We start from the raw sequence: 23,462 nt of genomic DNA on the forward strand, positions 1-23,462 counted from the left end.
GGTTGCGCCATTCGGTGGCGCAGCGTGATTTCGAGGGATTGAACGGATATGACGATCATTCGTACGGTTGAGGAACTGAAGGCCATTTATGACGGCACGAGCGAAGCCTCGGTCGCCAAGGTGACGGCCACGCTGACCGCGGAATACCGGCAGATGATCGAGGCATCGCCGTTCCTCGCGCTGGCGACGGTAGGGCCGGAAGGAATGGACTGTTCGCCGCGTGGCGACAAGGGTGGCGTGGTGCGGGTGGCCGACGACAGGACGGTGCTCCTGCCGGACTGGCGCGGCAACAACCGCGTCGATTCGCTTCTGAACATTGTGCGCGATCCGCGCGTGGCGCTGATGTTCCTGATCCCCGGCTCTAATACGACAATGCGCATCAATGGCCGCGCCGTGGTTTCCGTCGATGCCGAGCTGTTACAGAGCTTCGAGATGGACGGCAAACATCCGCGCACCGTCATCGTCGTCACGATTGACGAGGTTTATTTCCAGTGCGCCCGGGCGCTGATGCGCTCGGAACTATGGAACCCCGACAATTTCGTCGATCCGGCTTCGCTGCCGACACCCGGCCTGCTGCTCAAGGCGGCGAAGGCGGAGTTCGATCAGGAGACCTATGACCGGGAATGGGCGGCGCGGGCGGCGAAGACCATGTGGTGATGCGCTCTGTTTGGGTGAGCATCGGATCGCAGCGAGAGCGCGGCGACTAGACCCGGGGTCCAGCCGATGCGCGTTCATGCGGTGAGAGAGTCTTTTCAGCCCAAGGACTTGGGCTGACTGGATGCCGGATCAAGTCCGGCATGACGGTTGGGATGTTTTTGGACGCCGCCACCCTTCTTACGTCCGATAAATCAGCCAGTTCTTGCCGACATAATTCTTCTGCATGCCGTCTTCGTAAAACACGGAACGGTTCCGGCCGGTTTCCTTGGCATGGTAGAGCGCCGTATCGGCATGGGCGTAAAGCTCGCTCGGATTGCCGGCCTGGGCGGCGGAGGCGAAGCCGATGGAGATGGTGACCGTGCCGTAATCGGCGCCTGATCTCGAATTGCGGAAAGGCGTGCTTTCCAGTGACAGGCGGATGCGCTCGCACACCACCATCACCTCTTCCGGCGTGTTGCCGTCAAGAATGATGGCGAATTCCTCGCCGCCGCTGCGGGCGACGAAACCATCCTTGCGCACATTGGCGCGGATGACCGAGGCGACGGTGGCGAGGATCTTGTCACCGACCGGATGGCCGAATGTGTCGTTGATCCGCTTGAAGTGATCGATGTCGAGCAGCACGAGCGTGGTATATTGCAGGCCGATGGAGCTGTCATAGACGGAGGCAAGCCGGTCGTCGAAGGCGCGGCGGTTGGACAGGCGCGTCAGCGAATCCGTATTGGCGATGCGCTTGTATTCATCGAGTTCGAGGCGCACCTGATGCATTTCCTCGGCATGGCGGTTGACGTCGTTGAACGCCTTTTCCCCATCGATGATCTTCGAACCGGTGGCCTCGGCCAGCAACGCGATCGCATTTCTGAGAATATTGCTGCTGGCGGCATTCTTGTCATCGATGCGCTGGCGCGTTTCTCCGAGAATTCTGTTGTAGTTCTCGATGGAAGATTGTTCACGCTTCAGCGTGCCGAGCAGCGCCTCCAGCTCGCGCCGCAGCTTCTCTTGCGCATCGTCGATGGAGCGGTTGGGATTACCTTCGCCGTAACGCGAAGAGAGATCGTCCAGATCCTCCTGCGTGACGCGGTTTCCAAGTGCCGCCAGATCCTTCGTCAGCGCCGGGTTTGAGCCGATATAGGCTTCGTAAAACAGGCTGTAGTTACGCGGGATCGGCGAAACACCCATGCTCCGCATGGCATAGGCAATTTGCCCGGCAATGTCTGGCCCCGTGGTTTTGGGCGTGGATGCCGTGTTCATCAAGAAACTCCAGTGAGTCTGCTTATCGACTATGATTATTATTATTAAGCTCGTTTTAGAAAGCTTAATTTACGGGAAACTAATTTTTATTTCCGGAAATTTCATTTTCGCCGTTTTTTATCTTATTTAATTGATAATTATAAGTAATTTTCATTTTCGAAGAGTTCCTGAAATTTTCCTCTCTACTATTCGTCTTGGTGACAGCATCGCATTTACTCTGTCAATCCCAATAAAGGATTCATGTGATTTATTTTGGCACAACAATGTCGCGAAATAGTTTCGGGATGCATCGAGAGGGTGGATTCTGAATACGTCGAGTTTCCCGCTTTCGGGCGGTTTCTTTTGTCATGCGTGTCAGGAGACAGGAATGTTACAGTCCTGTTCGAGGTTGCGATGCTGTCGCTTCGCCTTTCCCTCAATCGCAGAACCGTTCCATCTCTTTGTTTTCGCGCATTTCAGGATGGATGACGGCGCAGCAATTCTTCCGCAGGTTCGGGAGGGACGCCCATATGTTGCCGGTCGTAAACCCGCCCGGAGGGCCTGGGTGTCAGAATTTCAGTCGTATCACCGGGCATATCGCGCCGGGCGCCGCTTCCGGCGCATGCGGCGGGCGCACGATCAGGCCATCGGAATGGGCCAATATCTTCATCATGGATGAATCCTGCTTCGCATGGGCTTCCGCCACCAGCACACCGTTTTCGTCCGTGCTGAAACGGGCGCGCAGATAGTCCTGCCTATGGTCGTTGGCCTTCAGCGGGGTCGCGGTGCGGGCTGTCGTCCCGCGCTCCAGCGGTGCCCGGCGGGCGATCCTGCGGATCAGCGGTTCAAGGAAGAGCAGGCCGCAGACAAGGCTGGCGACCGGGTTTCCGGGCAGGCCGAGAACCTGCATGCTGCCGATGGCCCCGACCATCAGCGGTTTTCCCGGACGCATGGCGATGCGCCAGAAATCGAGCTGCATGCCCTCCGCCTTCAATGCCGCCTGCACCAGATCATGGTCGCCGACCGAGGCGCCGCCCAGCGTCACCAGCACATCCACCCCGGCCGCGACGGCCTTGCCGATGGCGGCGCGGATGAGGCTGTCATCATCGGCAATGATGCCGAGATCGATGACCTCGGCACCCGCCTGCCGGGCCAGTGCGGCGATACCGAAGGTGTTGGAGGCAATGATCTGCGCGGGTTGCGGTGCGCTTCCCGGCGGCAGCAATTCGTCGCCGGTGGCGAGGATGGCGATGCGTGGCCTGCGATAGACGGAAAGTGCGGCGTGGTTCATGGCCGCCGCCAGCGTCAGGTCGGTGAAGCCAAGCTCGCGCCCGGCCTCCAGAGCCGTTTCGCCCTCGGCAAAGTCCTGCCCGTGCGGGCGGATATGTCGCCCGGCGGTGACAGCGAAGCCGGTGCGGATTTTACCGTCTTCCAGCGCTTCCGCATCTTCCTGAATGAGGATCGTATCGGCGCCCTCAGGCACGGGTGCGCCGGTGAAGATGCGCACGGCTTCGCCTTTGCCCACCGTCCCCGTAAAAGCATGGCCGGCAGCCGCCTGGCCGATGACGGTGAGGACCGAGCCGATCTCCGGCGCATCGGCGCTGCGCAATGCGTAGCCATCCATGGCCGAAGCATCGAAGGGGGGCTGGGTGAGGCGTGCGGCCAGATCTGTCGCGAGAACGCGGCCATCACAGTCGGCAAGCGGCAGGGTCTCGCTGTCCGTTACCGGAGCTGCTGCTTCCAGAAGGCGTTTGATGGCCTCGTCCACGGGCAGCAGCGGTTTCATTCAGCTCTCCTGCCGGTGAAAATCACCGGATTTGCCGCCGCTCTTTGCAAGAAGGCGGATATTGACGATTTCCATCGCCTTGTCGGCGGCTTTCGCCATGTCATAGATCGTCAGGCAGGCGATGGAGACAGCGGTCAGCGCTTCCATTTCCACGCCGGTCTTGCCGGACAGTTTCACCATGGCCTCGACCCGGAGGCCGGGCAGGGCGGTATCCTCGGTGATGTCCACCGCCACCTTGGTCAGCATCAGTGGATGGCAGAGCGGAATGAGATTGGCCGTCTGCTTGGCGGCCATGATGCCGGCCAGCCGGGCGGTGCCGATGACATCGCCCTTCTTGGCATTGCCCTGCCGGATGAGCGCCAGCGTTTCCGGCTTCATCTTCACAAAGCCCTCTGCGACGGCGACACGGACGGTTTCGGCCTTGTCGCCGACATCGACCATATGCGCCTCGCCGGCGGCATCAATATGGGTGAGCTTGGTCGTCTCACTCATCGGGGTTTATTCCGCTGCCAGAATGCCGGATTGGCCCGTCAGCAGCGCTTTGGTGGCCGCCGTCACATCGTCCTTGCGCATCAGGCTCTCGCCGACGAGGAAGGTGCTGATGCCGCTCTTCTGCAGGCGCTGGCAGTCCTCGAAGGTGAAGATGCCGCTTTCGCCGACCAGCAGCTTGTCGGCCGGCACGAGGCCCGCCAATTTCTCGCTGGTTTCGAGGCTGACTTCGAAGGTGCGCAGGTTGCGATTGTTGATGCCGAGAAGCGGCGAGGCGAGCTTCAGCGCACGTTCGGTTTCCTCCGCATCATGCACTTCCACCAGCACATCCATGCCGAGCGAGAAAGCCTCGTCTTCGAGGCGTTTCGCCTCGTCGTCGGAAAGCGATGCCATGATGAGCAGAATGCAGTCCGCGCCCCAGGCACGGGCCTCATGCACCTGATAGGTGTCGAACATGAAATCCTTGCGCAGCGCCGGCAGGGCGCAGGCATTGCGGGCGGCAGTCAGGAATTCCGGAGCGCCCTGAAAACTCGGCGTATCCGTCAGGACCGACAGACAGGCGGCGCCACCCGCCTCATAGGCGGCCGCCAGCGCCGGCGGATCGAAATCCGGGCGGATGAGGCCCTTGGAGGGGCTGGCCTTCTTGATTTCGGCGATGAGGCCGAATTTGCCTTCGGCCTGTTTTGCCCGGAGCGCCTTGTAAAAACCGCGCGGCGCGGTCTGGTTTGCGGCCATGGCCTTCAGATCGGCCAGCGAAACCTTCGTCTTGGCGGCGGCGATTTCCTCGCGCTTGTAGGTCTCGATCTTTTTGAGAATGTCGCTCATGGTTTCGCTCTCATTCCTCGTTGGATACAGCGACCAGACGGTCGAGTGCGGCGGCGGCCTTGCCGCTGTCGAGCGCCTCGCTGACGATCGTCATGGCCTGGCTCAGCGTCTCCGCCTTGCCGGCGATCACCAGCGCCGCCGCGGCGTTGCAGAGCGACACGTCGCGATAGGCATTGCGGCGGCCGGAGAGAACCTCGCGCAGTGCTGCCGCATTGGCGATGCCGTCGCCGCCCTTCAGATCGTTCATTTTGGCCGGTTCGACGCCGAAATCCTTCGGCGTCAGGTCGAAGGTGCGGATCTTGCCATTTTCCAGCGCCGCCACATGGGTAACGCCGGTGGTGGTGACTTCATCCATGCCGTCGCCGTGCACGACCCAGATGCTTTCCGAACCGAGATCGCGCAGCACTTCGGCAAGCGGCACCAGCCAGCGCGGCGAAAAGACGCCGAGCAATTGCCGTTTGGCGCCGGCCGGGTTGGAGAGGGGGCCCAGCAGGTTGAAGATGGTGCGCGTGCCGAGTTCGACCCGGCTCGGGCCGACATGGCGCATGGCGGAATGGTGCATCTGCGCGAACATGAAGCCGAGACCCGCCTCGCTGATGCAGCGGGCGATGAGTTCGGGACCGATATCGAGCCTCACACCAAGCGCGGACAGCGCATCCGCCGTGCCGGATTTGGAGCTCAGCGCCCGGTTGCCATGCTTGGCAACCGGCAGGCCCGTGCCGGCAACGATGATCGATGCCAGCGTCGAGATATTATAGGTGCCGATGCCATCACCGCCGGTTCCGACGATGTCGATGGCATTGGCGGGGGCCGAAACCGGCAACATGCGGGCGCGCATGGAGGAAACGGCGCCGACGATTTCGTCGACCGTTTCGCCACGCACCCGCAGCGCCATCAGGAAACCGCCGATCTGCGACGGGGTGGCTTCGCCCGACATCAGAATGTCGAAAGCCGTACGCGCATCCTCGCGGTTCAGGCTTTCTCCGTTCGCGACCTTGGCGATCAGCGGCTTCAGTTCGGCCATGTCTCGCCCCCCGGTTAGAAACCGACCATCGCCTGATCGGCGAGGGCCTGGTTGATCGTCACACCATAGTCATTCTGCAGACGGTTGACCATCTGGTCCAGCATGTCGTCGCCGGCCGCGCGGGCAATGGCGGCGAACTGCTGGTCGTCATTGGCAAGCGCATCTGCCGGCGCATTGGTGTCGACCGAGGTAACCTTGAAGAGGATGCGGCTGGAGCCATCGGCGTCAGCCGCCGTACCCACCTTGCCCTCGGCGCCCGAAAAGACCGCGGCGATGGTCTGGCGACCGAAAATCGCGTCCTCGCTGGTGCGGCGCAGGCCGGATTTTTGCTCGACGGCAAGGCTCAGTTCACCGGCCACGGCTTCCAGCGTATCACCCTTTTCAACGCGGGCCTTCAGCTCTTCAGCCTTGGCGGCAAGCGCGTTGCGCTGCTGCTCCGCCGTCCAGTCGGCCACGACATCGTCGCGGACTTCGGCAAGCGTGCGGTCGCGGGCGGGAATGATCTGCTCGACGTCGAACCAGATATAACCTTCACGGCCGAGATTGATCGGCAGGGCTTCGGTGGCGGGTTCGGTCTTGAAGACCTCCTGCGCCAGCTGCGGCGAGGGCAGGCCCTCAACGGCATCGCCCTTTTCATTAAGGCCGGCGGCGTCAATCGCATCGATGGTGACGGGCTTCAGGTTGAGCTGCTTGGCGGCATCGGCGAGCGAGGAGCCACCGGCGCGCAGATCCTCGTAACGGTCGTGCACATTGGTGATTTCTTCCGCTGCGGCGGTGGTGGCGAGATCCTTGCGGATATCTTCCTTGGCTTCATCCAGCGTGCGGGTGGTTTCCGGCTTGATGCCCGTGACGCGCAGCAGGACCGGGCCGAAGGAACCTTCAACCACCGGCGATACGCCGCCATCCTTCTGGATGGCGAAGGCCGCATCGGCAATCGACTGGTCGGGGATGGTATCCTTGGTGAATTCGCCGAGGGTGACGTCGGACGCGGTCTTGCCCTGATCCTTCACCACCTGCTCATAGGTGGTGTTGCCGAGGCGGATCTGTTCTGCGGCAGCGGCGGCCATTTCCTTGTCCGGGAAGGTCAGCTGCTCCACCGTGCGGCGGCCGGCGGTGCGGAAACTGTCCTTGTGGCTGTTATAATAATCGGCGATCTGCGCGTCCGTTACCGAAGCCGGCTCGGCGATATCGGCAGGTTCCAGCTTCACATAGGTGAACTTGCGGAATTCCGGCGCGCGATATTTCGTCTTGTTGGTTTCGAACCAGGGTGTGAGCACGTCGTCACCCGGTGCCTTGACCGGCGGGATGACGGCGTTGGAGAGAATGACGTAATCGACGGCGCGCTGTTCGTTGCGATACTGCTTCAGCGCATCCACCAGCACCTGCGGTGCGGCAAAACCATCGGAGACGGCTTCGACGATCTGGCTTCGGACAGCAACCTTGCTGCGTTCCTTGATGTAATCGTCCTCGCGGAAGCCGGAATTGCGCAGGCGTTCGCTGAAGAGATTACGGTCGAACTGGCCGTTGACCGACTTGAAGGCCGGGTCCTCGGCGATGAGGTTGGCGAGACGGTTTTCCGAAAGGCCGAGATTCATCTTCGAGGCCAGTTCATCAAGCGCCGCACCGGCCGCAAGCTGGCTGAACACCTGGCGGTCGATGCCGAAGGCCTTGGCCTGTTCGGTCGTCAGCCTTGTGCCGAACTGGCGGCTGAGATCGGAAATCTGGCGCTGATAGGCGAGGCGGAATTCCTGCGGGCTGACCGTCTGGTCACCCACCGTCATGACGGCGTGGGAATTGGCGGTGACAAGCGATGCGGAGACGCCCCAGACGCCGAACGAAACAACAAGCAGGAGAAGCAGCAGCTTGGCTGCCATGGTTCGAGAAGCATTTCTCAGGGAATCGAGCATCGTTATGCAAACCTCACAGGAACGTCGTCGCGGTTGCCGGCTATCCGGCCCGCAACGTATCGGCGTTCCTTAAATCAATCCAAAGGGAAATTGAAGGGAATTTGCCTTGGAAAAACGGGGTTTTGAAAACGCTTGTGTGATTGGAGGGCGGTTTTTCCGCCGTCATCTTCTCCGCATTGCTCTGTGAGGCGGCAAAATAAAACCGCCCGGAGGGTCCAGGCGGTTGCAAAGAATCATTCTTGAAGCGGCCGTGAAGGCGGTCCGCCGCGCTCAGAAGGCGCGGTCGCGCCGGATCATCGCCTTGAATTCCTCGTCTTCACGTCGCATCTCGGCGACGACGGAGATCATGGATGTCACGAACATTACGCTGATCAGGGCCAGAAGCATCGTCAGAAATGTGAACATGATATCGTCTCCGGGAGTTTTGAGGAAATTCTCCCCGTTTACTCAGTAATAATTCATATACTGGTAACGGGCGGTCAGCTGCGGGTAGTCCGGTCCCTGGGCTTCAGGCTTCTGCTCATAAAGGCTAAACGTCGTTGCTACCATTGCGATAACCAGTACTGTCCAGGCGGTGCTGATGACGCTGATTTTCGCCGAAGTAGACTGTTTTTCTCTTACAAACATCTGTCCGTTCCTTTGGTTCTTTCTTAACGCTGCATGTCTCGACATGTTCCGCGTCAACCGTAAAAATCGATTAGCATCGCCCCGGTGAAACTTCCTTGAATGGCTCGTTCATCTGGCGTTCAGGAAACTGGCTAAAGCCGTCAATCGAGAAAAAAATACTCGGCTGCGAATGACGAGATGACCGAAAGGACGATCATGAAGGCCAGCATTTTCAATTCTCCGGATGCTTAACGAGTGAGGGGCGTTTCGGTTTCCCGATGTTGTGGATTTAAACAAAATAGCTCTGAAACCGCACTGAACGGCCCATTCATCCGGGGTTCACGCCGCCGCCCTGGTTGTGCCAAACGGTTATAAAGTCTTGCGCCGCGTGTCTCTCCATGACAAAAGGCGGGCACATGATACCCAGCATCGAAGCGCGCCCACCACCTGAGAGCGATATGACGATTGCCTTTTATCCAGGATCCTTCGATCCGATGACCAACGGACATCTGGATGTGCTTCTCCAGGCGCTGAACGTGGCGTCGAAAGTCATCGTCGCCGTCGGCATTCATCCCGGAAAAGCACCGATGTTCAGCTTCGAGGAGCGGGCCGCGCTGATCAAGCAGGCGCTTGCCGAGCAGCTGCCGGGCGAGGCGGCGCGCATGGAGGTCGTTTCCTTCGACAATCTGGTCGTGGACGCAGCCCGCCAGCATGGCGCGCGCCTTCTGCTGCGCGGCCTGCGCGATGGCACCGATCTCGATTATGAAATGCAGATGGCCGGCATGAACCGCCAGATGGCGCCTGATATTCAGACCGTGTTCCTGCCCGCCGGCACCTCGTCGCGACCCATTACAGCCACATTGGTCCGGCAGATCGCCGCCATGGGCGGCAATGTCGAAGCCTTCGTGCCGAAAGCCGTGCTTGAAGCCCTCAACACCAAGCTGAAGCGCTGACTTCAGCCTCACATTCTGGAGCCAATCCGATGAAACTCGTTCGATTTGCCTTTGCCGGTGCCATGTTTGCCGGTGCGCTTGCCGCCAGCACCATTGCTTCGGCCGCCGAACTTCTGACCATCCAGCTGAAGGACGGTCCCGTTGTCATCGAGCTTGCGCCTGACGTTGCGCCCAAGCACGTGGCGCAGATCGAGGCGCTGGCAAAGAAGGGCGCTTATGACAATGTCGCCTTCCACCGCGTCATCGATGGTTTCATGGCGCAGACCGGCGACGTGCAGTTTGGCAACATGGAGAAGGGCTTCAACGCCCAGCGCGCCGGTACCGGCGGTTCCGACATGGCCGATATTCCGGCCGAATTCTCCAAGACGCCGTTCACGCGCGGCACGGTCGGCATGGCCCGCTCCAGTGATCCGAATTCCGCCAATTCGCAGTTCTTCATCATGTTTGCCGACGGTTCGTTCCTGAACGGTCAGTACACCGTGGTCGGCAAGGTCGTGTCCGGCATGGAAGCCGTCGACAAGATCAAGCGTGGTGCCGGCGGCAACGGCGAAGTTTCCAACCCCGACCGGATGATCAAGGTCACCGTCGGCAAGAAGTAAGGTAGGGCAATAGAGCCCGAACAGAGGAGAATAACCATGGCCGAGATCAAGGATCCGGAAAACACCATCATCATGGAAACGACGACCGGCAAGGTCGTGATCCAGCTGCTTCCGGAAGTGGCTCCGGGCCACGTCGCCCGCATCAAGGAACTGGTATCGGAAGGCGCTTATGATGGCGTCGTGTTCCACCGCGTCATCGAAGACTTCATGGCCCAGACGGGCGACGTGAAGTTCGGCAAGAAGGGTTCGGAAAGCTTCAACCCGGCCCGCGCCGGCATGGGCGGCTCCGAGAAGGAAGACCTGAAGGCAGAATTCTCCGCCATTCCGCACGTACGCGGCACCTGCTCCATGGCCCGTTCGCAGAGCCCGAACTCCGCCAACTCGCAGTTCTTCATCTGCTTCACGGATTCTCCGTGGCTCAATAAGCAGTACACCGTCTGGGGCCAGGTCATCGAGGGCATGGAAGCCATCGACAAGGTCAAGCGCGGCGAGCCGGTGAAAGATCCCGATTCGATCGTTTCCATCAAGCTTGCTTCTGCGGCTTGAGAGTAAAGATTTTCTCCCGCCTTGCTGAACTGCAGGGCGGGCGGATGTTTTGCTGATGGAGTGTTCCTCGCACTCGGCGTCATCCTCGGGCTTGACCCGAGGATCCATCACCCGGCGATGTCATGGGTCCTCGGGTCAAGCCCGAGGATGACGTCGAGGGGAGGAAGCCCCTTCACCAACAACGACCCGCCGGCAGTTTGCTGCGAGGCGGGTTTTGATATTTTCGAGAGCCCTTGCAATGCGTGTAGACCTGTTCGATTTCGATCTGCCCGAGGAGAATATCGCCCTTCGCCCGGCGAACCCGCGCGACAGCGCGCGCCTTTTGGTGGTCGATCCGAATGCGGATCGCATGGAGGACCATCGCGTCTTCGACCTGCCGTCCTTCCTGAGGCCCGGCGATGCGCTGGTTTTCAACGATACCCGCGTCATTCCCGCCCAGCTGGAAGGTGTCAGGCTGCGCGAGGGGGCGCCGGAGACGGCGGTTTCCGCCACGCTGCACATGCGTGCCGACCAGTCGCGCTGGAAGGCCTTCGCCCGGCCCGGCAAGCGGATAAAAGAGGGCGACCGCATCCGTTTCGGTTACGAGCGCGACAATGCCTGCGGCCTTGCCCATCTGGAAGCCACCGTCGAGGAAAAGGGCGAGGACGGCGAGATCACCCTGCTGTTCGACGTTTCCGGCCCGGTGCTGGATGAGGCGATCGCTTCCGTCGGCCATATTCCGCTGCCGCCTTACATTGCCGCCAAGCGGCCGGAGGACCAGCAGGACCAGACCGACTACCAGACCATTTATGCCCGCGAAAAGGGTGCGGTTGCTGCACCCACCGCCGGGCTGCATTTCACGCCTGATCTGTTTGCGGCGCTCGACAAGGCTGGCATCGAGCGGCATTTCGTGACGCTTCACGTTGGGGCAGGCACCTTCCTTCCGGTGAAGTCCGACGATACGGACGATCACAAGATGCATTTCGAGATCGGCCACGTATCGCAGGAAACCGCTGACCGGCTGAATGCGGTGAAGGCGCGCGGCGGGCGGATCGTCTGCGTCGGCACCACCTCGCTGCGCCTGATCGAAAGTGCCACCGACGAGAATGGTGTGATCCACCCATGGTCCGATGCGACCGGCATCTTCATCACGCCCGGTTATCGTTTCCGGGCAGTCGATATTCTGATGACCAATTTCCACCTGCCGAAATCGACGCTGTTCATGCTGGTTTCGGCTTTCTGCGGTCTCGAAACGATGCGTGACGCTTACAAGCGCGCGATCGAAACCGGATACCGCTTCTATTCCTATGGCGATTCCAGCCTGTTGTTCCGGAAAAACTGATGCACGATAAATTCACCTTCACCCTGAAAGCCACGAGCGGCGGCGCGCGCCTTGGCGAGGTCGCCATGCCGCGCGGCGTCATCCGCACGCCCGCCTTCATGCCGGTTGGCACCGTCGGCACCGTTAAGGCCATGTATCTGGATCAGGTGCGCGAACTGGGCGCCGATATCATTCTCGGCAATACCTATCACCTGATGCTGCGGCCGGGCCCGGAGCGTGTTGCGCGCCTTGGCGGCCTGCATGAGCTGATCCGCTGGCCGCATCCGATCCTCACCGACAGCGGCGGTTTTCAGGTCATGTCGCTGTCCGGCCTGCGCAAGCTCGACGAGAAGGGCGTGACCTTTAAGAGCCATGTGGATGGATCGCTGCACCACATGTCGCCGGAACGCTCCATCGAAATCCAGGGCATGCTCGATTCCGATATCCAGATGCAGCTCGATGAATGCATCGCGCTGCCGGCCGAGCGCAAGGAAATCGAGCGCGCCATGGAAATGTCGCTGCGCTGGGCTGAACGCTGCCGCGTCGCATTCGGTGAACAGCCCGGCAAGGCCATGTTCGGCATCGTGCAGGGCGGCGACCAGCCGGACCTGCGCATCCGTTCCGCCGAAGGGCTGAAGCAGCTTGATCTCAAGGGTTATGCGGTCGGTGGTCTTGCCGTTGGTGAGCCGCAGGATGTGATGCTCGGCATGCTCGATATCACCCTGCCGGTGCTGCCAACCGAAAAGCCGCGTTATCTGATGGGCGTCGGCACGCCTGATGACATCCTGAAATCGGTGGCGCGTGGCATCGACATGTTCGACTGCGTGATGCCGACCCGTTCCGGTCGCCATGGCCTCGCCTTTACCCGCCGCGGCAAGGTCAATATCCGCAATGCTCGCCATGCCGAGGATATGCGGCCGCTCGACGAGCAGTCCAACTGCCCGGCCTCGCGCGATTATTCCCGCGCCTATCTGCACCATCTCACCCGCGCCAACGAGGCGCTGGGCGGCATGCTGCTCTCCTGGCACAATCTTGCCTATTATCAGGAGCTGATGCAGGGTATCCGCAAGTCGATCGAGGAAGGCCGTTTCGCCGATTTTTATGCGGAAACCATCGAAATGTGGGCGCGGGGCGATATCGACCCGGTTTAATGGGTCGCGACGTCTCTACACACTCGACGTCATCCTCGGCCTTGTGCCGAGGATTTGCCGAGGTAGCTGAAATCAACGGGCGGCAGATCCTCGGGACAGGCCCGAGGATGACGACGGAAAGGTCTCTCCGCCACTCTGAAACCCCGAACTTACCCACTACGGATTTTTTCCTTGGCACATGCGCCTTACGTTCTTTTCCGGGATGATACGACCGGCACGGTGACAGCCTTCACCGAGCCGGAAGAGATCATCGTCGCGGACGAGCCGGAGGCTTTCTTTGTCGCGCTTCAACGCATGGAAGAGTTGCGGCGCGCGGGAAAATATCTCGCCGGCTATATGTCCTACGAGGCCGGTTTCCTGTTCGAGCCGAAGCTTGCGCCTTTTGCCGCCGAGCCCCGCAACGTACCGTTTCTGAACTTCGGCGTCTTCTCCGGCCCGCAGCCGGATGAAGGCCGCTTTGCGCGGCCTGAGGAGGTGCCGGATGCGGACGCGTTTCTGACCGATCCGGTGGCGGCATGGACGCTTCCCGAATATAAGCAGCGTTTCGAGAAGCTGCACGACCATCTGCGCCGGGGTGATTGTTACCAGGGCAATCTGACCATGCCCGTTCATGCCCGCTGGAATGGCGATCCGCTGACGGCCTTCTGGTCGCTGATCGAACGGCAGCCGGTGAAATACGGCGCGCTTGTTGATCTTGGCGGCCCGGTCATCCTGTCACGTTCGCCGGAACTGTTTTTCTCGGTCGATGGCGAGGGTTTCATCGAAACTCATCCGATGAAGGGAACGACGCCGCGCGGGGCGGATGCGGAAGAGGACCGGGCAATCATCGCGGCGATGCTTGCGGACGAAAAGACGCTTGCCGAAAACCGCATGATCGTCGATCTGCTGCGCAACGATATTTCCCGCATCACCGAAGTCGGCAGCCTCGATGTGCCGCGCCTGTTCGATATCGAGACCTATCCCACCGTGCACCAGATGGTCAGCCATGTCAGGGCGAAGCTTTTGCCCGAGGTGACCGTGGAGGACATCTTTGCGGCGCTGTTTCCCTGTGGCTCGGTCACCGGCGCGCCAAAAATGTGGGCGATGAAAATCCTGCGTGAGCTGGAAGCGTCGTCGCGAAACGCCTATTGCGGCGCGATCGGCTTTATATCTCCGGATGGTGATATGCGCTTTTCGGTGGCGATCCGCACGATGACGCTGTTCGATGACGGCCGTGCGGTCTTCAATGTCGGTGGCGGTATCGTGTTCGATTCCGTTGCCGAGGCGGAATATGACGAGTGTCTGTTGAAATCGAAATTCGCGGTGGGGGACAGGTTGCTGCGAGGGTGAGCGAAGATTTCAGCCCAAAGACCTGGGCTGACTGGATACCGGCTCAAGGCCGGTATGACGGAAGGCTGAAACATCGCGAATATGCCCGCGGAAAAACGGCCCGGTTTTTCGCTATTGGAATGTGGTCAGCGCCCGATCACCGCGAACACACCACCTTCCACCAGCACTTCCTTCGCCGCCGCATGGCTGAGAAAACCTGCAGGGCTGGCGGTCGCGCCATAAGCCCCTGATTGCAGGATGGCGAGGAGATCTCCGGCCTTCAGCTTCGGCAGCGCCGCATTGCGGGCCAGCGTGTCGAGCGGCGTGCAGAGCGGGCCAACGATGGTGGCCGTCTCCTCATGCGCCGCCTGCATCATGGCCGGTGCGACGATGGGGTAGTTGCGTTTGACGATCTGGCCGAGATTGCCGGAGGCGGCGAGGTGATGGTGCATGCCGCCGTCCGTCACCACGAAGGTGGTGCCGCGTGATGTCTTCACCGAATTGACTTCCGCCACATAGAGACCGCCGGGACCGGCAAGGAAGCGGCCGGGTTCGACGATGACATGGGCATCGGCGATCAGCGGGTGCTCTTTAAGAAGCGCCTTGAGATCGGGAATGGCGGCGGCCACCTTCGCGAGATCGAGCGGTGTTTCCCCGGCGAAATAGGGAATGCCAAGGCCGCCGCCGAGATCGATGGTTTCGAGCGGCTTGCCGAGCATGTCCGCCATGCGCGCGGCAAGAGCGATGGCGTGTCGCCATTGGGAGACAAGCATGTCGGCATCGAGGATCTGCGTGCCGCCGTAAATATGGATACCGACGAGATCGATATGCCGAATGTCCGCAAAGAGCTTCAGGACGTTTTCCAGCTCTTCTTCATCAAAACCGAAGGCCGTGGCCTTGCCGCCCATGCGCATGGCGCCCGCCTGCGCATCCGGCACCGGGTTGATGCGGATCGACGCCTTCACCGGCTTGCCGATTGCCTCGATGCGGGCGATTTCCTCGGCGCTCTCGATGTGGATTTCGCCGATACCGCCCTCGATGACCTCGCGCAATTCGGCCATGCCCTTGCCGGGGCCGGCGAAGATGATGTTTTCCGGCGCGACACCGGCCTTCACGGCAGCGCGATATTCGCCGACGGAGGCGATTTCAGCGCCCGCACCTTCCTGCCGGAACAGCGCGATGATGGCGGGCAGGGGATTGGCTTTCACCGAATAATAGATATCGGCAAAGCCTGCGAGCGCCGTTTCGAGATCGCGGTAGGCGCGGCGCATGGCGCTTGCGTCATAGATGAAGCACGGCGTTTCCGTCCCGGCGATGATATCGCCAACCGCAAGTCCGCCGATCATCAGATCGTTTTCGCGAATGTCGAATAACCCGGCCGCAAGGGTCGGGCCGTGGTTCTGGGATTTATCCGTGGGCGCCATTGTCCGTCCGTTCGCGCACCAGCGCGCGGTAGTCCACCTTGCCATTGGCCGTTACCGGCAGTCGTTCCACCAGTTCGATGGTGCGCGGGATCATGAAGGGGGCGAGCATTTCGGCAGCCTTTTTCAGCGCTGCCGACACATCGATATTCTCATTGGCCGCGGTTGCCACGGCATGCACCTTTTCACCGGCAAAGGGGTCGGGCAGGCCGATGACGGCGACCTCACGAAAAAGCCCCGTCGACATCAGGCTTTCCTCCACCTCGGTCGGGCTGATGCGATAGCCGGAGGATTTGATCATCGCATCGTTGCGGGCAACGAAGCTGAAGAAACCGTCTTCATCCTCCACGGCCAGATCGCCGGAATAACACACCGTCTCGCCGCCGAGCGTCGCCGGAATGAAGGGGTGCGGGCGCAGCACCTTTGCCGTGTCTTCCGGGCGGTTCCAGTAACCGAGCGAAACGGTCGGGCCGCGATGCACGAGAATGCCGGGTTCGCCCGGTTTTGCCCTTTGTCCCTTATCGGTGACGATGAATATCTCACATTCGGGAATGGCCTTGCCGATGGAGGTCGGGCGGCGGTCGATTTCATCCGGCGGCAGGAAGGTGGAGCGGAAGGCTTCGGTGAGGCCATACATCAGGTAGATTTTCGTATCCGGCAGCTTCTCGCGCAGCGCCTTTACGGTTTCCTGCGGCACACGCCCGCCGGAATTGGTGATGTAGCGCAGATGCGGCAGCGGCGTTTTCGCAAGCAAAGGGGCCGCCCGCGTCAGGATCGCCCAGATCGTCGGCACACCGGCAAGACCGGTCACTGCGTGGTCACGCAGATCGCGGACAATCTCGTCGCCCAGCCGGAAGGTGGAGATGATCGTGGTCGCGCCCTGTTCCACCGCCGTCAGCAGCTGGTTGAGGCCATAATCGAAGCTGAAGGGCAGGAGGGAGAGAATGCGGTCCTTGCCGGTAATATCGAGATAGGTGCGCACGATGCGCGCGCCGGCCAGAAGATTGCGATGCGACAGCATCACACCCTTGGGCGAACCGGTGGAGCCGGACGTATAAAGGATGGCGGCAAGGTCCTCGCCGATTGCCGCCGAAGGGCGGGCGGACGGGCTTTTGCGTGCCGCGATCTCTTCCGCAAGCAGGATAGTGACATCGGGAAGGTCACCCAGCGCCGCCTTCAGTTCACCCATCATCGCCGCGTTGCTGATGACGATCCTTGCGCCGCAATCGCTGACGATATGGCGGATCTGCTGCGCCTTCAGCAGCGCATTGACGGGCACGAAAACGCCGGATGCCATGCTCACGCCAAAGATCGACCAGCATTCTTCGATGCCGCGCGGCAGGTAGATGACGATGCGGTCGCCGCGTTCAACGCCCGCTTCCTGCAATGCCGCCGCACAACGTGCCGCCGCCTCCGCGAATTCGCGATAATTCAGCGTTTGTTCCTTGTGAACAAGCGCCTGATCCTCGCTTGCCGCCCGTGCGGTGAGAAGATGGTGCAGCAGGAAATGGGGTGTCATCTCCTCCGTTCCCTGAGAACGAAGGTGACGAGATCGGCGGGTGTACCGAGATTGTCCGGCGTGAAATGCTCGTCATTCAGAATGATGCCGAAACTTTCGCCGAGAAAGACCATCAGCTCCAGAAAACCGAGCGAATCGATCACGCCTCCTTCGAGAAGCTCGGTATCGGTGGAGAAGGGCGCGTAGGCGGGAAAACGGTCGGCAAGGTAGGAATAAATGGTGTCGGCAATGTCGATTTCATTTTCTTTCGCTACGAGCATGCTTGTTCTCCAATTTCCCGTTTGATCCGCTCGGACCCGCCCCGGAATGCCGTTTCGCCTGTAAAGGCCAGGATTCCATCGGGTCGCGCAGGATTCACTAGAATACCTAGGGTGGCAATAACACCAACTCTGAGTAAGTTTCGTTAATAAACCGTGGGTTCCATGCGCCTTTTACTTGTATCGGTGCGAATTTATGTGCGGCAAAGCCGCCAGCATGCCGGTCTTTTTCGCAAGCCGAGATTGTCAGGGCAAGTCGGCCTTTGCCAAGCAGGTGGCGGGCAATGGCAGGCAGATGCCTTTGCGCAATCTGCCGGTCCTCGCAATAGATCAGGCGGGCGGAGGGCAGTTTCCTGGTTGTGGTTTTCAGGAATACCAGCGGGTGGCGTCGCCCTTCCGCCTCCATGATGGCCACGATGCAGCCGAGACGGATGTGGTCTTCCAGCACGTCGCGTGTTTCAGAAGACAGGGTTTCCGCCATTGTCTGCGTCAGCGGACGAAGCCGCGCGCCTGCGGGGCGAAATGCCGCCAACGGCAGGGGATAAAACAATGTGTAATCCGTCACCGTGTGAAACCCCAGCCGCTCGTTCAGCTTGCAGGCTTCGGCGGAGGGCGTGAGATCGGTGAAGAGTTCGTTTTCGTCAGATGACGCCATTTGCAGCATGCGCGGCGCGAACCAGCGGCAGGACGGCTCGACATACCAGCTTGAAAGATTGACGATAACCTGGCCGGTATCGGGCAGGCGGCTTCTGATCGTCAGCAGGACGCCTGCGGCAACGTCGCCCTTCATCAGCAATTGGCCGATCGGGCCGAGTTCGCGCCGTTCGTGATGTTCGCTGATGAGCGACAGGCCGCGCGCCCAGAAGGCCTCGCTTTTTTCCGGAAAACCTTTCGCCAGAAGGCCAACGGCGGCGGAGCGGTTTCCGTTGTCGATCAGTACGATTTTCAGGGGTCGCTCTCCGCTGTCTGGCCTTGCTCTGGCCGGGGAGAGATTTTCAACTCCGCCGCGCAGTATTGGCATACGAGGATAGATTTACTGTCCCGTTAATCGCAATGGCTGCAAGGGGCTGGCGGCGATCACATTTGCATGAATGGACGGGCGCGCGATAATGCGCACCCGTCTTCATCTTCATCGATCAATAAACAACGACGCCGCGGATCGATTCACCCTTGTGCATCAGCTCAAAGCCCTTGTTGATGTCTTCAAGCGGCATGGTGTGGGTGATCATCGGGTCGATCTGGATCTTGCCTTCCATGTACCAGTCGACGATCTTCGGCACATCCGTGCGGCCGCGCGCGCCACCGAAGGCGGTGCCCATCCAGTTGCGGCCGGTGACCAGCTGGAACGGACGGGTGGAGATTTCCTGGCCGGCGCCGGCAACGCCGATGATGACCGATTTGCCCCAGCCGCGATGCGAGGCTTCCAGTGCCTGGCGCATGACCTTGGTATTGCCGGTGCAATCGAACGTGTAGTCCGCACCGCCGATCAGGTCGCCATTACGCTTCGTCATGTTGACGAGATAGGGCACGATGTCGTCGCCGACTTCCTTCGGGTTGACGAAATGGGTCATGCCGAATTTTTCGCCCCAGGCCTTGCGGTCCGGGTTGATGTCGACGCCGATGATCATGTCCGCACCGGCAAGGCGCAGGCCCTGCAGCACGTTGAGGCCGATGCCGCCGAGACCGAAAACGATTGCCGTGGAGCCGATTTCGACCTTGGCGGTGTTGATGACGGCGCCGATACCCGTCGTCACGCCGCAGCCGATGTAGCAGACCTTGTCGAAGGGCGCGTCCGGGTTGATCTTGGCCAGAGCAATCTCCGGCAGGACCGTGTAGTTCGAGAAGGTCGAGCAGCCCATATAGTGATGGATCTTGTCCTTGCCGATCGAGAAGCGCGAGGTGCCATCAGGCATCACGCCCTGGCCCTGCGTGGCGCGGATCGAGGTGCAGAGATTGGTCTTGCGCGAGGTGCAGGAGTAGCACTCGCGGCATTCCGGCGTATAGAGCGGAATGACGTGGTCACCCTTCTTGACCGAGGTGACGCCGGGGCCGACATCAACGACGATGCCCGCACCCTCATGGCCGAGGATCGCCGGAAACAGACCTTCCGGATCGGCGCCTGAGAGGGTGAAATCGTCGGTATGGCAGATACCAGTGGCCTTGACTTCGATCAGCACTTCACCGGCGCGGGGACCTTCAAGCTGAACGGTCATGACCTCAAGCGGTTTTCCTGCCTGAATGGCAACAGCGGCGCGAACGTCCATATTCGATCTCCTCAGTCTTTATAATGTCGAAGTAAAAAGGTTTTGCCCGAGCGCGGCTGGCCGGGCAAGGCAAAATCCGGTGACCCGGAATGGAAAAGGGGCGTGTGCGGACACACGCCCCTTCATTTTGGCTGATAGATGCGTGGCAGGCCTATGGCGTTGCGTCGCCCGCTTGTTCCGTTGCGACGTGTTCCACGCCAAGCCACGCCGCACAATCCTTGAGCGCCCGCGCTGCGACGAGCTGGCGCTTCATGATGGTCTTGTCCTTGCCGCGGAAGCGCTTCACGCCTTCCGGCTTGACGATGGAGCCCGGCGCCAGTTCCGGGAACAGGCCGAAATTGATATTCATCGGCTGGAAGGAGCGCTTGCCCGGCTCATCATCGGAGGAGAGGTGGCCGCCGGTGATGTGGTTGAGCAGCGAGCCGAGTGCAGTGGTGGCAGGCGGCAGGCTAGGGGCCTCACCCTTCTGTTCGGCGGCGGCGAAACGGCCGGCGAGAAGGCCGACGGAGGCGCTTTCCACATAACCCTCGCAACCGGTGATCTGGCCGGCGAAACGCAGGTCCGGCCGCGATTTCAGCTTCAGCGAGTGATCGAGCAGGATGGGGGAATCGATATAGGTGTTGCGGTGCAGTCCGCCGAGGCGGGCGAATTCCGCATTTTCGAGGCCCGGAATCATGCGGAATACATCCGCCTGCACGCCGTATTTCAGCTTGGTCTGGAAACCGACCATGTTGTAGAGCGTGCCGAGCGCATTGTCCTGACGCAGCTGGACGACGGCATAAGCCTTGACGGTGGGGTTATGGGCATTGGTCAGGCCCATCGGTTTCATCGGGCCGTGGCGCAGCGTTTCGCGGCCGCGTTCGGCCATGATCTCGATCGGCAGGCAGCCGTCGAAATACGGCGTGCCTTCCCATTCCTTGAAGCCCACCGTGTCACCGGCGATCAGCGCATCGATGAAGGCGTTATATTGCTGCTCATCCATGGGGCAGTTGATGTAGTCCTTGCCGGTGCCGCCGGGGCCGACCTTGTCGTAACGCGACTGATACCAGCAGATATCCATGTTGATGCTGTCGCGGTGCACGATGGGGGCGATGGCGTCAAAGAATGCCAGCGCATCTTCGCCCGTCTGGGCCTGCACCGCAGCCGCCAGATCCGGCGAGGTGAGCGGGCCGGTGGCGATGATGGTGCTGCCCCATTCCTTTGGCGGCAGGCCGGTTACTTCTTCGCGCAGGATGGTCACCAGCGGGTGACTTTCCAGCTTGTCCGTTACAGCCTGCGAAAATCCGTCGCGGTCGACGGCAAGCGCGCCGCCGGCCGGCACCTGATGTTTGTCGGCGCAGGCCATGATCAACGAACCGGCAAGCCGCATTTCGGCGTGAATGACGCCGACCGCATTGGCCGTCGCATCGTCGGAGCGGAAGGAGTTGGAACAGACCAGTTCCGCCAGCGTATCGCCCTTATGCGCATCCGTGCCGCGCACGCCGCGCATTTCATGCAGGATGACGGGCACGCCGCTCTCAGCAATCTGCCATGCGGCTTCCGAGCCGGCCAGTCCGCCGCCCACGACGTGAATGGGAGAAATGGTCTTGTCTTGCATGCTGGCGTCCATGGGCCCCCGCGGGGCAAAGCTCCCGTCCGGCGGCGATTTTTCGAGTGATGGTTCCGCGCGGGTCCGTTCAGGACGCGGCATTGTCTGCGGATGCACTAGCATGCATGGCCGGGGCAGCCAAATGTTTTTGCGGGTTGGGGGGCTGTGGGGTGTCAGGCTGCCAGGTTCTCGGCAGGGCTGAAAAAGCAGGCAGGTATTTGGGGGGGGGGGCGAGTGGTCACTGCTTGTTTCCTCTCCCCCGCGGGGGAGAAGTCCGCGGCAGCGGGATGAGGGGGCGACGGTAGAGGTAATCGGCAACGTTGCCCCCTCATCCGGCCCTTCGGGCGACCTTCTCCCCGGCGGGGAGAAGAAATATACCGCGATGCTGCGGTCTTCCTTGCAGCCCATGATTCTGGATGCGATGGCGAAGGCCGATCTCCAGCAAACACCCAGAATCAAAAACGGCGCCAGAGGCGCCGCTTTTTAACCTGTCGCTCGATCGTCGCGCCCTGGAGGTCGGGCAGCGGGACGATCGTTTACGCCTTAGCGGAACGAACGGGCTGCTACGTTACGAATGTCGTAACGGGTCAGACCGATGTCGCTCAGAGCCTGGTTGGAGAGGCTGCCGAGTTCGTTGATCGTGCGGCGGTAGGAGATCCAGTTCTTTGCAATGCGGATAGGGTTCATGGTCGTTTCCTCAATCTATCTTTGTGATTTCGTCTGCCGGCTCAGTGTTTCTCTGTGCTCTCGGCTGTTGAGGTTTTATATATAGACATTGAGCCATGTTGTGCAGTGCAGAATTTAGGCTACTGCCATGCATTTGTGCACTATGTCGGCTAAATTTGCGGCTTTGAATATCATCTGAGCAAAATATGAGCGGAAATGCCCGCGTTTCAGGCGTTTTTGACGGATTTGGCAGGGGTTCCGGGCTTTAGCCGTGTCGAAGGAGGCACAAAAGAGGGCAAAGAGTGCCGCATGGGGCCGTATTCGACCGATGCATTTTTCATCCAGGCGCCGCGCATGCGCAAGGAAGCGTGGCCGGGTTCAGGATTGCCCAAACGAAAAAAGGCCAGAGGCGGGAGCCTCAGGCCTTTTTGGGGAGGTCGTCTTCGCATCCGCCGCATTTGAGCGGCGGGGCGTATTAGATGCCGACGGCGGTCTTGGCGACGCGGCGGATGTCCTGACGGCCGATGCCGAGGTCATTCAGTTCGCGGTCGCTCATGCGGCCGAGTTCGGTTACGGTCTGACGATACTTGCGCCAGTTGGTCAGCGAGCGTGCAATGTTCATTTTCATCTTCCTCTTCGTGCGGTTCAGTCTCTACGGCCAGTCTTGGGAGGCTTTGGTCCGGGGCTGAACTGATCTCTGTATGACCACGAATATAATCGGTTTAAGCGAAACAAAAACAGACAAAGCAAGATGTCACCTATGCATGAAATGCAAGGCAATCCGGTAAATCGCCCCGATTGCGGCGATTCATGCATAATTTGTGACCAATTTATGAGCTTTTGGTGGCTGTGGAAGGGTTTGTGATGCGAAGACGCGGGGCAAGGCCGGTGCGGGGCGGCGGGCAGGGGCGGAAGGACGGCTTGCGGATTTGACGACCGGGGACCCTTCGGCGATGTCAGCCGCAGGCGGTGCTATATATAATGTCAGCATAGCCGCATAAATATTGCCCGCTTTGCCGCATGCGCTTCCCGCGCAGATGTGTGACTGGACCGGGAGCCGAGGTTGTAAAGGTGCGGACGGTTTTCCGGTGCGGGATAAAGCCTGCCTGATTGCCTGTTCGTTTCCGTCCTGGGCCGGCGGCCAGGGTGGAAGAGGGCCGCCCGCCTTCCATCAGCGCGGCGGGCTCAATAAAAGTCCGGAGGAAACGAAAGGCGGCGATAAGGCGTGCTTGACCCTTTCTGAACATTGTGACATACCGCCGCCCAACGTGCGGGTATGGCGGAATTGGTAGACGCATTGGTTTTAGGTACCAACGCTTCGGCGTGGGAGTTCGAGTCTCTCTACCCGCACCACAAGCAAGGCATGGCT

General features: G+C 60.5%; 23 protein-coding genes and 1 tRNA gene. 8 read left to right on the plus strand and 16 right to left on the minus strand.

The window, feature by feature from the left end:
- The first annotated feature begins 48 nt into the window (after positions 1-48).
- Positions 49-657, plus strand: coding sequence for a pyridoxamine 5'-phosphate oxidase family protein (locus tag QD336_RS00695; protein ID WP_499168852.1), 609 nt, complete (start codon positions 49-51; stop codon positions 655-657).
- Between the two features lie 177 nt (positions 658-834).
- Here the strand turns inward: QD336_RS00695 and QD336_RS00700 are convergent, their stop codons facing one another.
- The 8 genes from QD336_RS00700 to QD336_RS00735 form a co-directional block, all read right to left on the minus strand.
- Entirely contained in the window at positions 835-1,905 is a 1,071-nt protein-coding gene (locus QD336_RS00700) for a GGDEF domain-containing protein (RefSeq protein WP_269341202.1), read from the minus strand.
- 547 nt (positions 1,906-2,452) lie between these two features.
- Positions 2,453-3,670, minus strand: a complete 1,218-nt coding sequence (locus QD336_RS00705) for a molybdopterin molybdotransferase MoeA (protein WP_499168854.1) — start codon at positions 3,668-3,670, stop codon at positions 2,453-2,455.
- A complete protein-coding gene (moaC, locus tag QD336_RS00710) occupies positions 3,671-4,162 on the minus strand; it encodes a cyclic pyranopterin monophosphate synthase MoaC (protein WP_499168855.1) in 492 nt (163 codons plus the stop codon).
- Between the two features lie 6 nt (positions 4,163-4,168).
- On the minus strand, positions 4,169-4,984 hold the full coding sequence (gene trpC, locus QD336_RS00715; RefSeq protein WP_499168857.1) for an indole-3-glycerol phosphate synthase TrpC: 816 nt from the start codon (positions 4,982-4,984) through the stop codon (positions 4,169-4,171).
- A 10-nt stretch (positions 4,985-4,994) separates the two neighbouring features.
- Positions 4,995-6,008, minus strand: coding sequence for an anthranilate phosphoribosyltransferase (gene trpD, locus QD336_RS00720; RefSeq protein WP_499168858.1), 1,014 nt, complete (start codon positions 6,006-6,008; stop codon positions 4,995-4,997).
- 14 nt (positions 6,009-6,022) lie between these two features.
- Positions 6,023-7,915, minus strand: a complete 1,893-nt coding sequence (locus tag QD336_RS00725; protein ID WP_269341209.1) for a peptidyl-prolyl cis-trans isomerase — start codon at positions 7,913-7,915, stop codon at positions 6,023-6,025.
- Positions 7,916-8,185: 270 nt separating this feature from the next.
- Positions 8,186-8,320, minus strand: coding sequence for a hypothetical protein (locus QD336_RS00730; protein ID WP_256387174.1), 135 nt, complete (start codon positions 8,318-8,320; stop codon positions 8,186-8,188).
- A gap of 42 nt (positions 8,321-8,362) precedes the next feature.
- Complete coding sequence (locus tag QD336_RS00735; RefSeq protein WP_046798466.1) at positions 8,363-8,542, minus strand: hypothetical protein; 180 nt, start codon at positions 8,540-8,542, stop codon at positions 8,363-8,365.
- Positions 8,543-8,979: 437 nt separating this feature from the next.
- Between QD336_RS00735 and coaD the strand changes: the two genes are divergently transcribed.
- The 6 genes from coaD (at position 8,980) to QD336_RS00765 (ending at position 14,399) form a co-directional block, all read left to right on the plus strand.
- Positions 8,980-9,474 (plus strand): pantetheine-phosphate adenylyltransferase, encoded by a 495-nt coding sequence (gene coaD / locus QD336_RS00740; RefSeq protein WP_269341211.1) that lies wholly within the window; start codon positions 8,980-8,982, stop codon positions 9,472-9,474.
- A 29-nt stretch (positions 9,475-9,503) separates the two neighbouring features.
- A complete protein-coding gene (locus QD336_RS00745) occupies positions 9,504-10,073 on the plus strand; it encodes a peptidylprolyl isomerase (RefSeq protein WP_499168860.1) in 570 nt (189 codons plus the stop codon).
- Between the two features lie 36 nt (positions 10,074-10,109).
- Positions 10,110-10,619, plus strand: a complete 510-nt coding sequence (locus QD336_RS00750) for a peptidylprolyl isomerase (RefSeq protein WP_046798353.1) — start codon at positions 10,110-10,112, stop codon at positions 10,617-10,619.
- Positions 10,620-10,857: 238 nt separating this feature from the next.
- The gene (gene queA, locus QD336_RS00755; protein ID WP_269341214.1) at positions 10,858-11,940 is read left to right on the plus strand and encodes a tRNA preQ1(34) S-adenosylmethionine ribosyltransferase-isomerase QueA; all 1,083 of its coding nucleotides are present in this window, start codon (positions 10,858-10,860) and stop codon (positions 11,938-11,940) included.
- Positions 11,940-13,070 carry a tRNA guanosine(34) transglycosylase Tgt gene (gene tgt / locus QD336_RS00760; RefSeq protein WP_269341215.1) on the plus strand — a complete coding sequence of 377 codons (1,131 nt, stop codon included), beginning with the start codon at positions 11,940-11,942 and terminating at the stop codon, positions 13,068-13,070. The genes queA and tgt overlap by 1 nt, the downstream gene beginning before the upstream one ends.
- A gap of 171 nt (positions 13,071-13,241) precedes the next feature.
- On the plus strand, positions 13,242-14,399 hold the full coding sequence (locus QD336_RS00765) for an aminodeoxychorismate synthase component I (RefSeq protein ID WP_499168863.1): 1,158 nt from the start codon (positions 13,242-13,244) through the stop codon (positions 14,397-14,399).
- A 125-nt stretch (positions 14,400-14,524) separates the two neighbouring features.
- Here QD336_RS00765 and QD336_RS00770 read toward each other — a convergent pair whose 3' ends face one another.
- From QD336_RS00770 to QD336_RS00805, 8 genes are all read right to left on the minus strand, one after another.
- A complete protein-coding gene (locus QD336_RS00770) occupies positions 14,525-15,802 on the minus strand; it encodes a type III PLP-dependent enzyme (protein WP_499168865.1) in 1,278 nt (425 codons plus the stop codon).
- Positions 15,786-17,318: an AMP-binding protein gene (locus tag QD336_RS00775; RefSeq protein ID WP_499168867.1), complete on the minus strand. Its 1,533-nt coding sequence runs from the start codon at positions 17,316-17,318 to the stop codon at positions 15,786-15,788. Before QD336_RS00775 ends, QD336_RS00770 begins: the two co-directional genes overlap by 17 nt.
- Positions 17,315-17,578, minus strand: coding sequence for an acyl carrier protein (locus QD336_RS00780; protein WP_499168868.1), 264 nt, complete (start codon positions 17,576-17,578; stop codon positions 17,315-17,317). The genes QD336_RS00775 and QD336_RS00780 overlap by 4 nt, the downstream gene beginning before the upstream one ends.
- 106 nt (positions 17,579-17,684) lie before the next feature.
- Positions 17,685-18,425, minus strand: a complete 741-nt coding sequence (locus QD336_RS00785; protein WP_499169245.1) for a hypothetical protein — start codon at positions 18,423-18,425, stop codon at positions 17,685-17,687.
- Positions 18,426-18,711: 286 nt separating this feature from the next.
- Positions 18,712-19,839: an S-(hydroxymethyl)glutathione dehydrogenase/class III alcohol dehydrogenase gene (locus tag QD336_RS00790; RefSeq protein WP_499168869.1), complete on the minus strand. Its 1,128-nt coding sequence runs from the start codon at positions 19,837-19,839 to the stop codon at positions 18,712-18,714.
- A 151-nt stretch (positions 19,840-19,990) separates the two neighbouring features.
- A complete protein-coding gene (gene trmFO / locus QD336_RS00795; protein ID WP_499168871.1) occupies positions 19,991-21,448 on the minus strand; it encodes a methylenetetrahydrofolate--tRNA-(uracil(54)-C(5))-methyltransferase (FADH(2)-oxidizing) TrmFO in 1,458 nt (485 codons plus the stop codon).
- A 522-nt stretch (positions 21,449-21,970) separates the two neighbouring features.
- A complete protein-coding gene (locus tag QD336_RS00800) occupies positions 21,971-22,114 on the minus strand; it encodes a DUF1127 domain-containing protein (RefSeq protein ID WP_003495735.1) in 144 nt (47 codons plus the stop codon).
- A 454-nt stretch (positions 22,115-22,568) separates the two neighbouring features.
- Positions 22,569-22,715, minus strand: a complete 147-nt coding sequence (locus tag QD336_RS00805) for a DUF1127 domain-containing protein (RefSeq protein ID WP_173987005.1) — start codon at positions 22,713-22,715, stop codon at positions 22,569-22,571.
- Positions 22,716-23,363: 648 nt separating this feature from the next.
- Here QD336_RS00805 and QD336_RS00810 point away from each other — a divergent pair.
- Positions 23,364-23,446 (plus strand) — tRNA-Leu (locus QD336_RS00810).
- Positions 23,447-23,462 lie beyond the last annotated feature (16 nt).

The organism is Rhizobium sp. BR 250 (genome assembly GCF_047445855.1).
Taxonomy (GTDB): domain Bacteria; phylum Pseudomonadota; class Alphaproteobacteria; order Rhizobiales; family Rhizobiaceae; genus Agrobacterium; species Agrobacterium tumefaciens_I.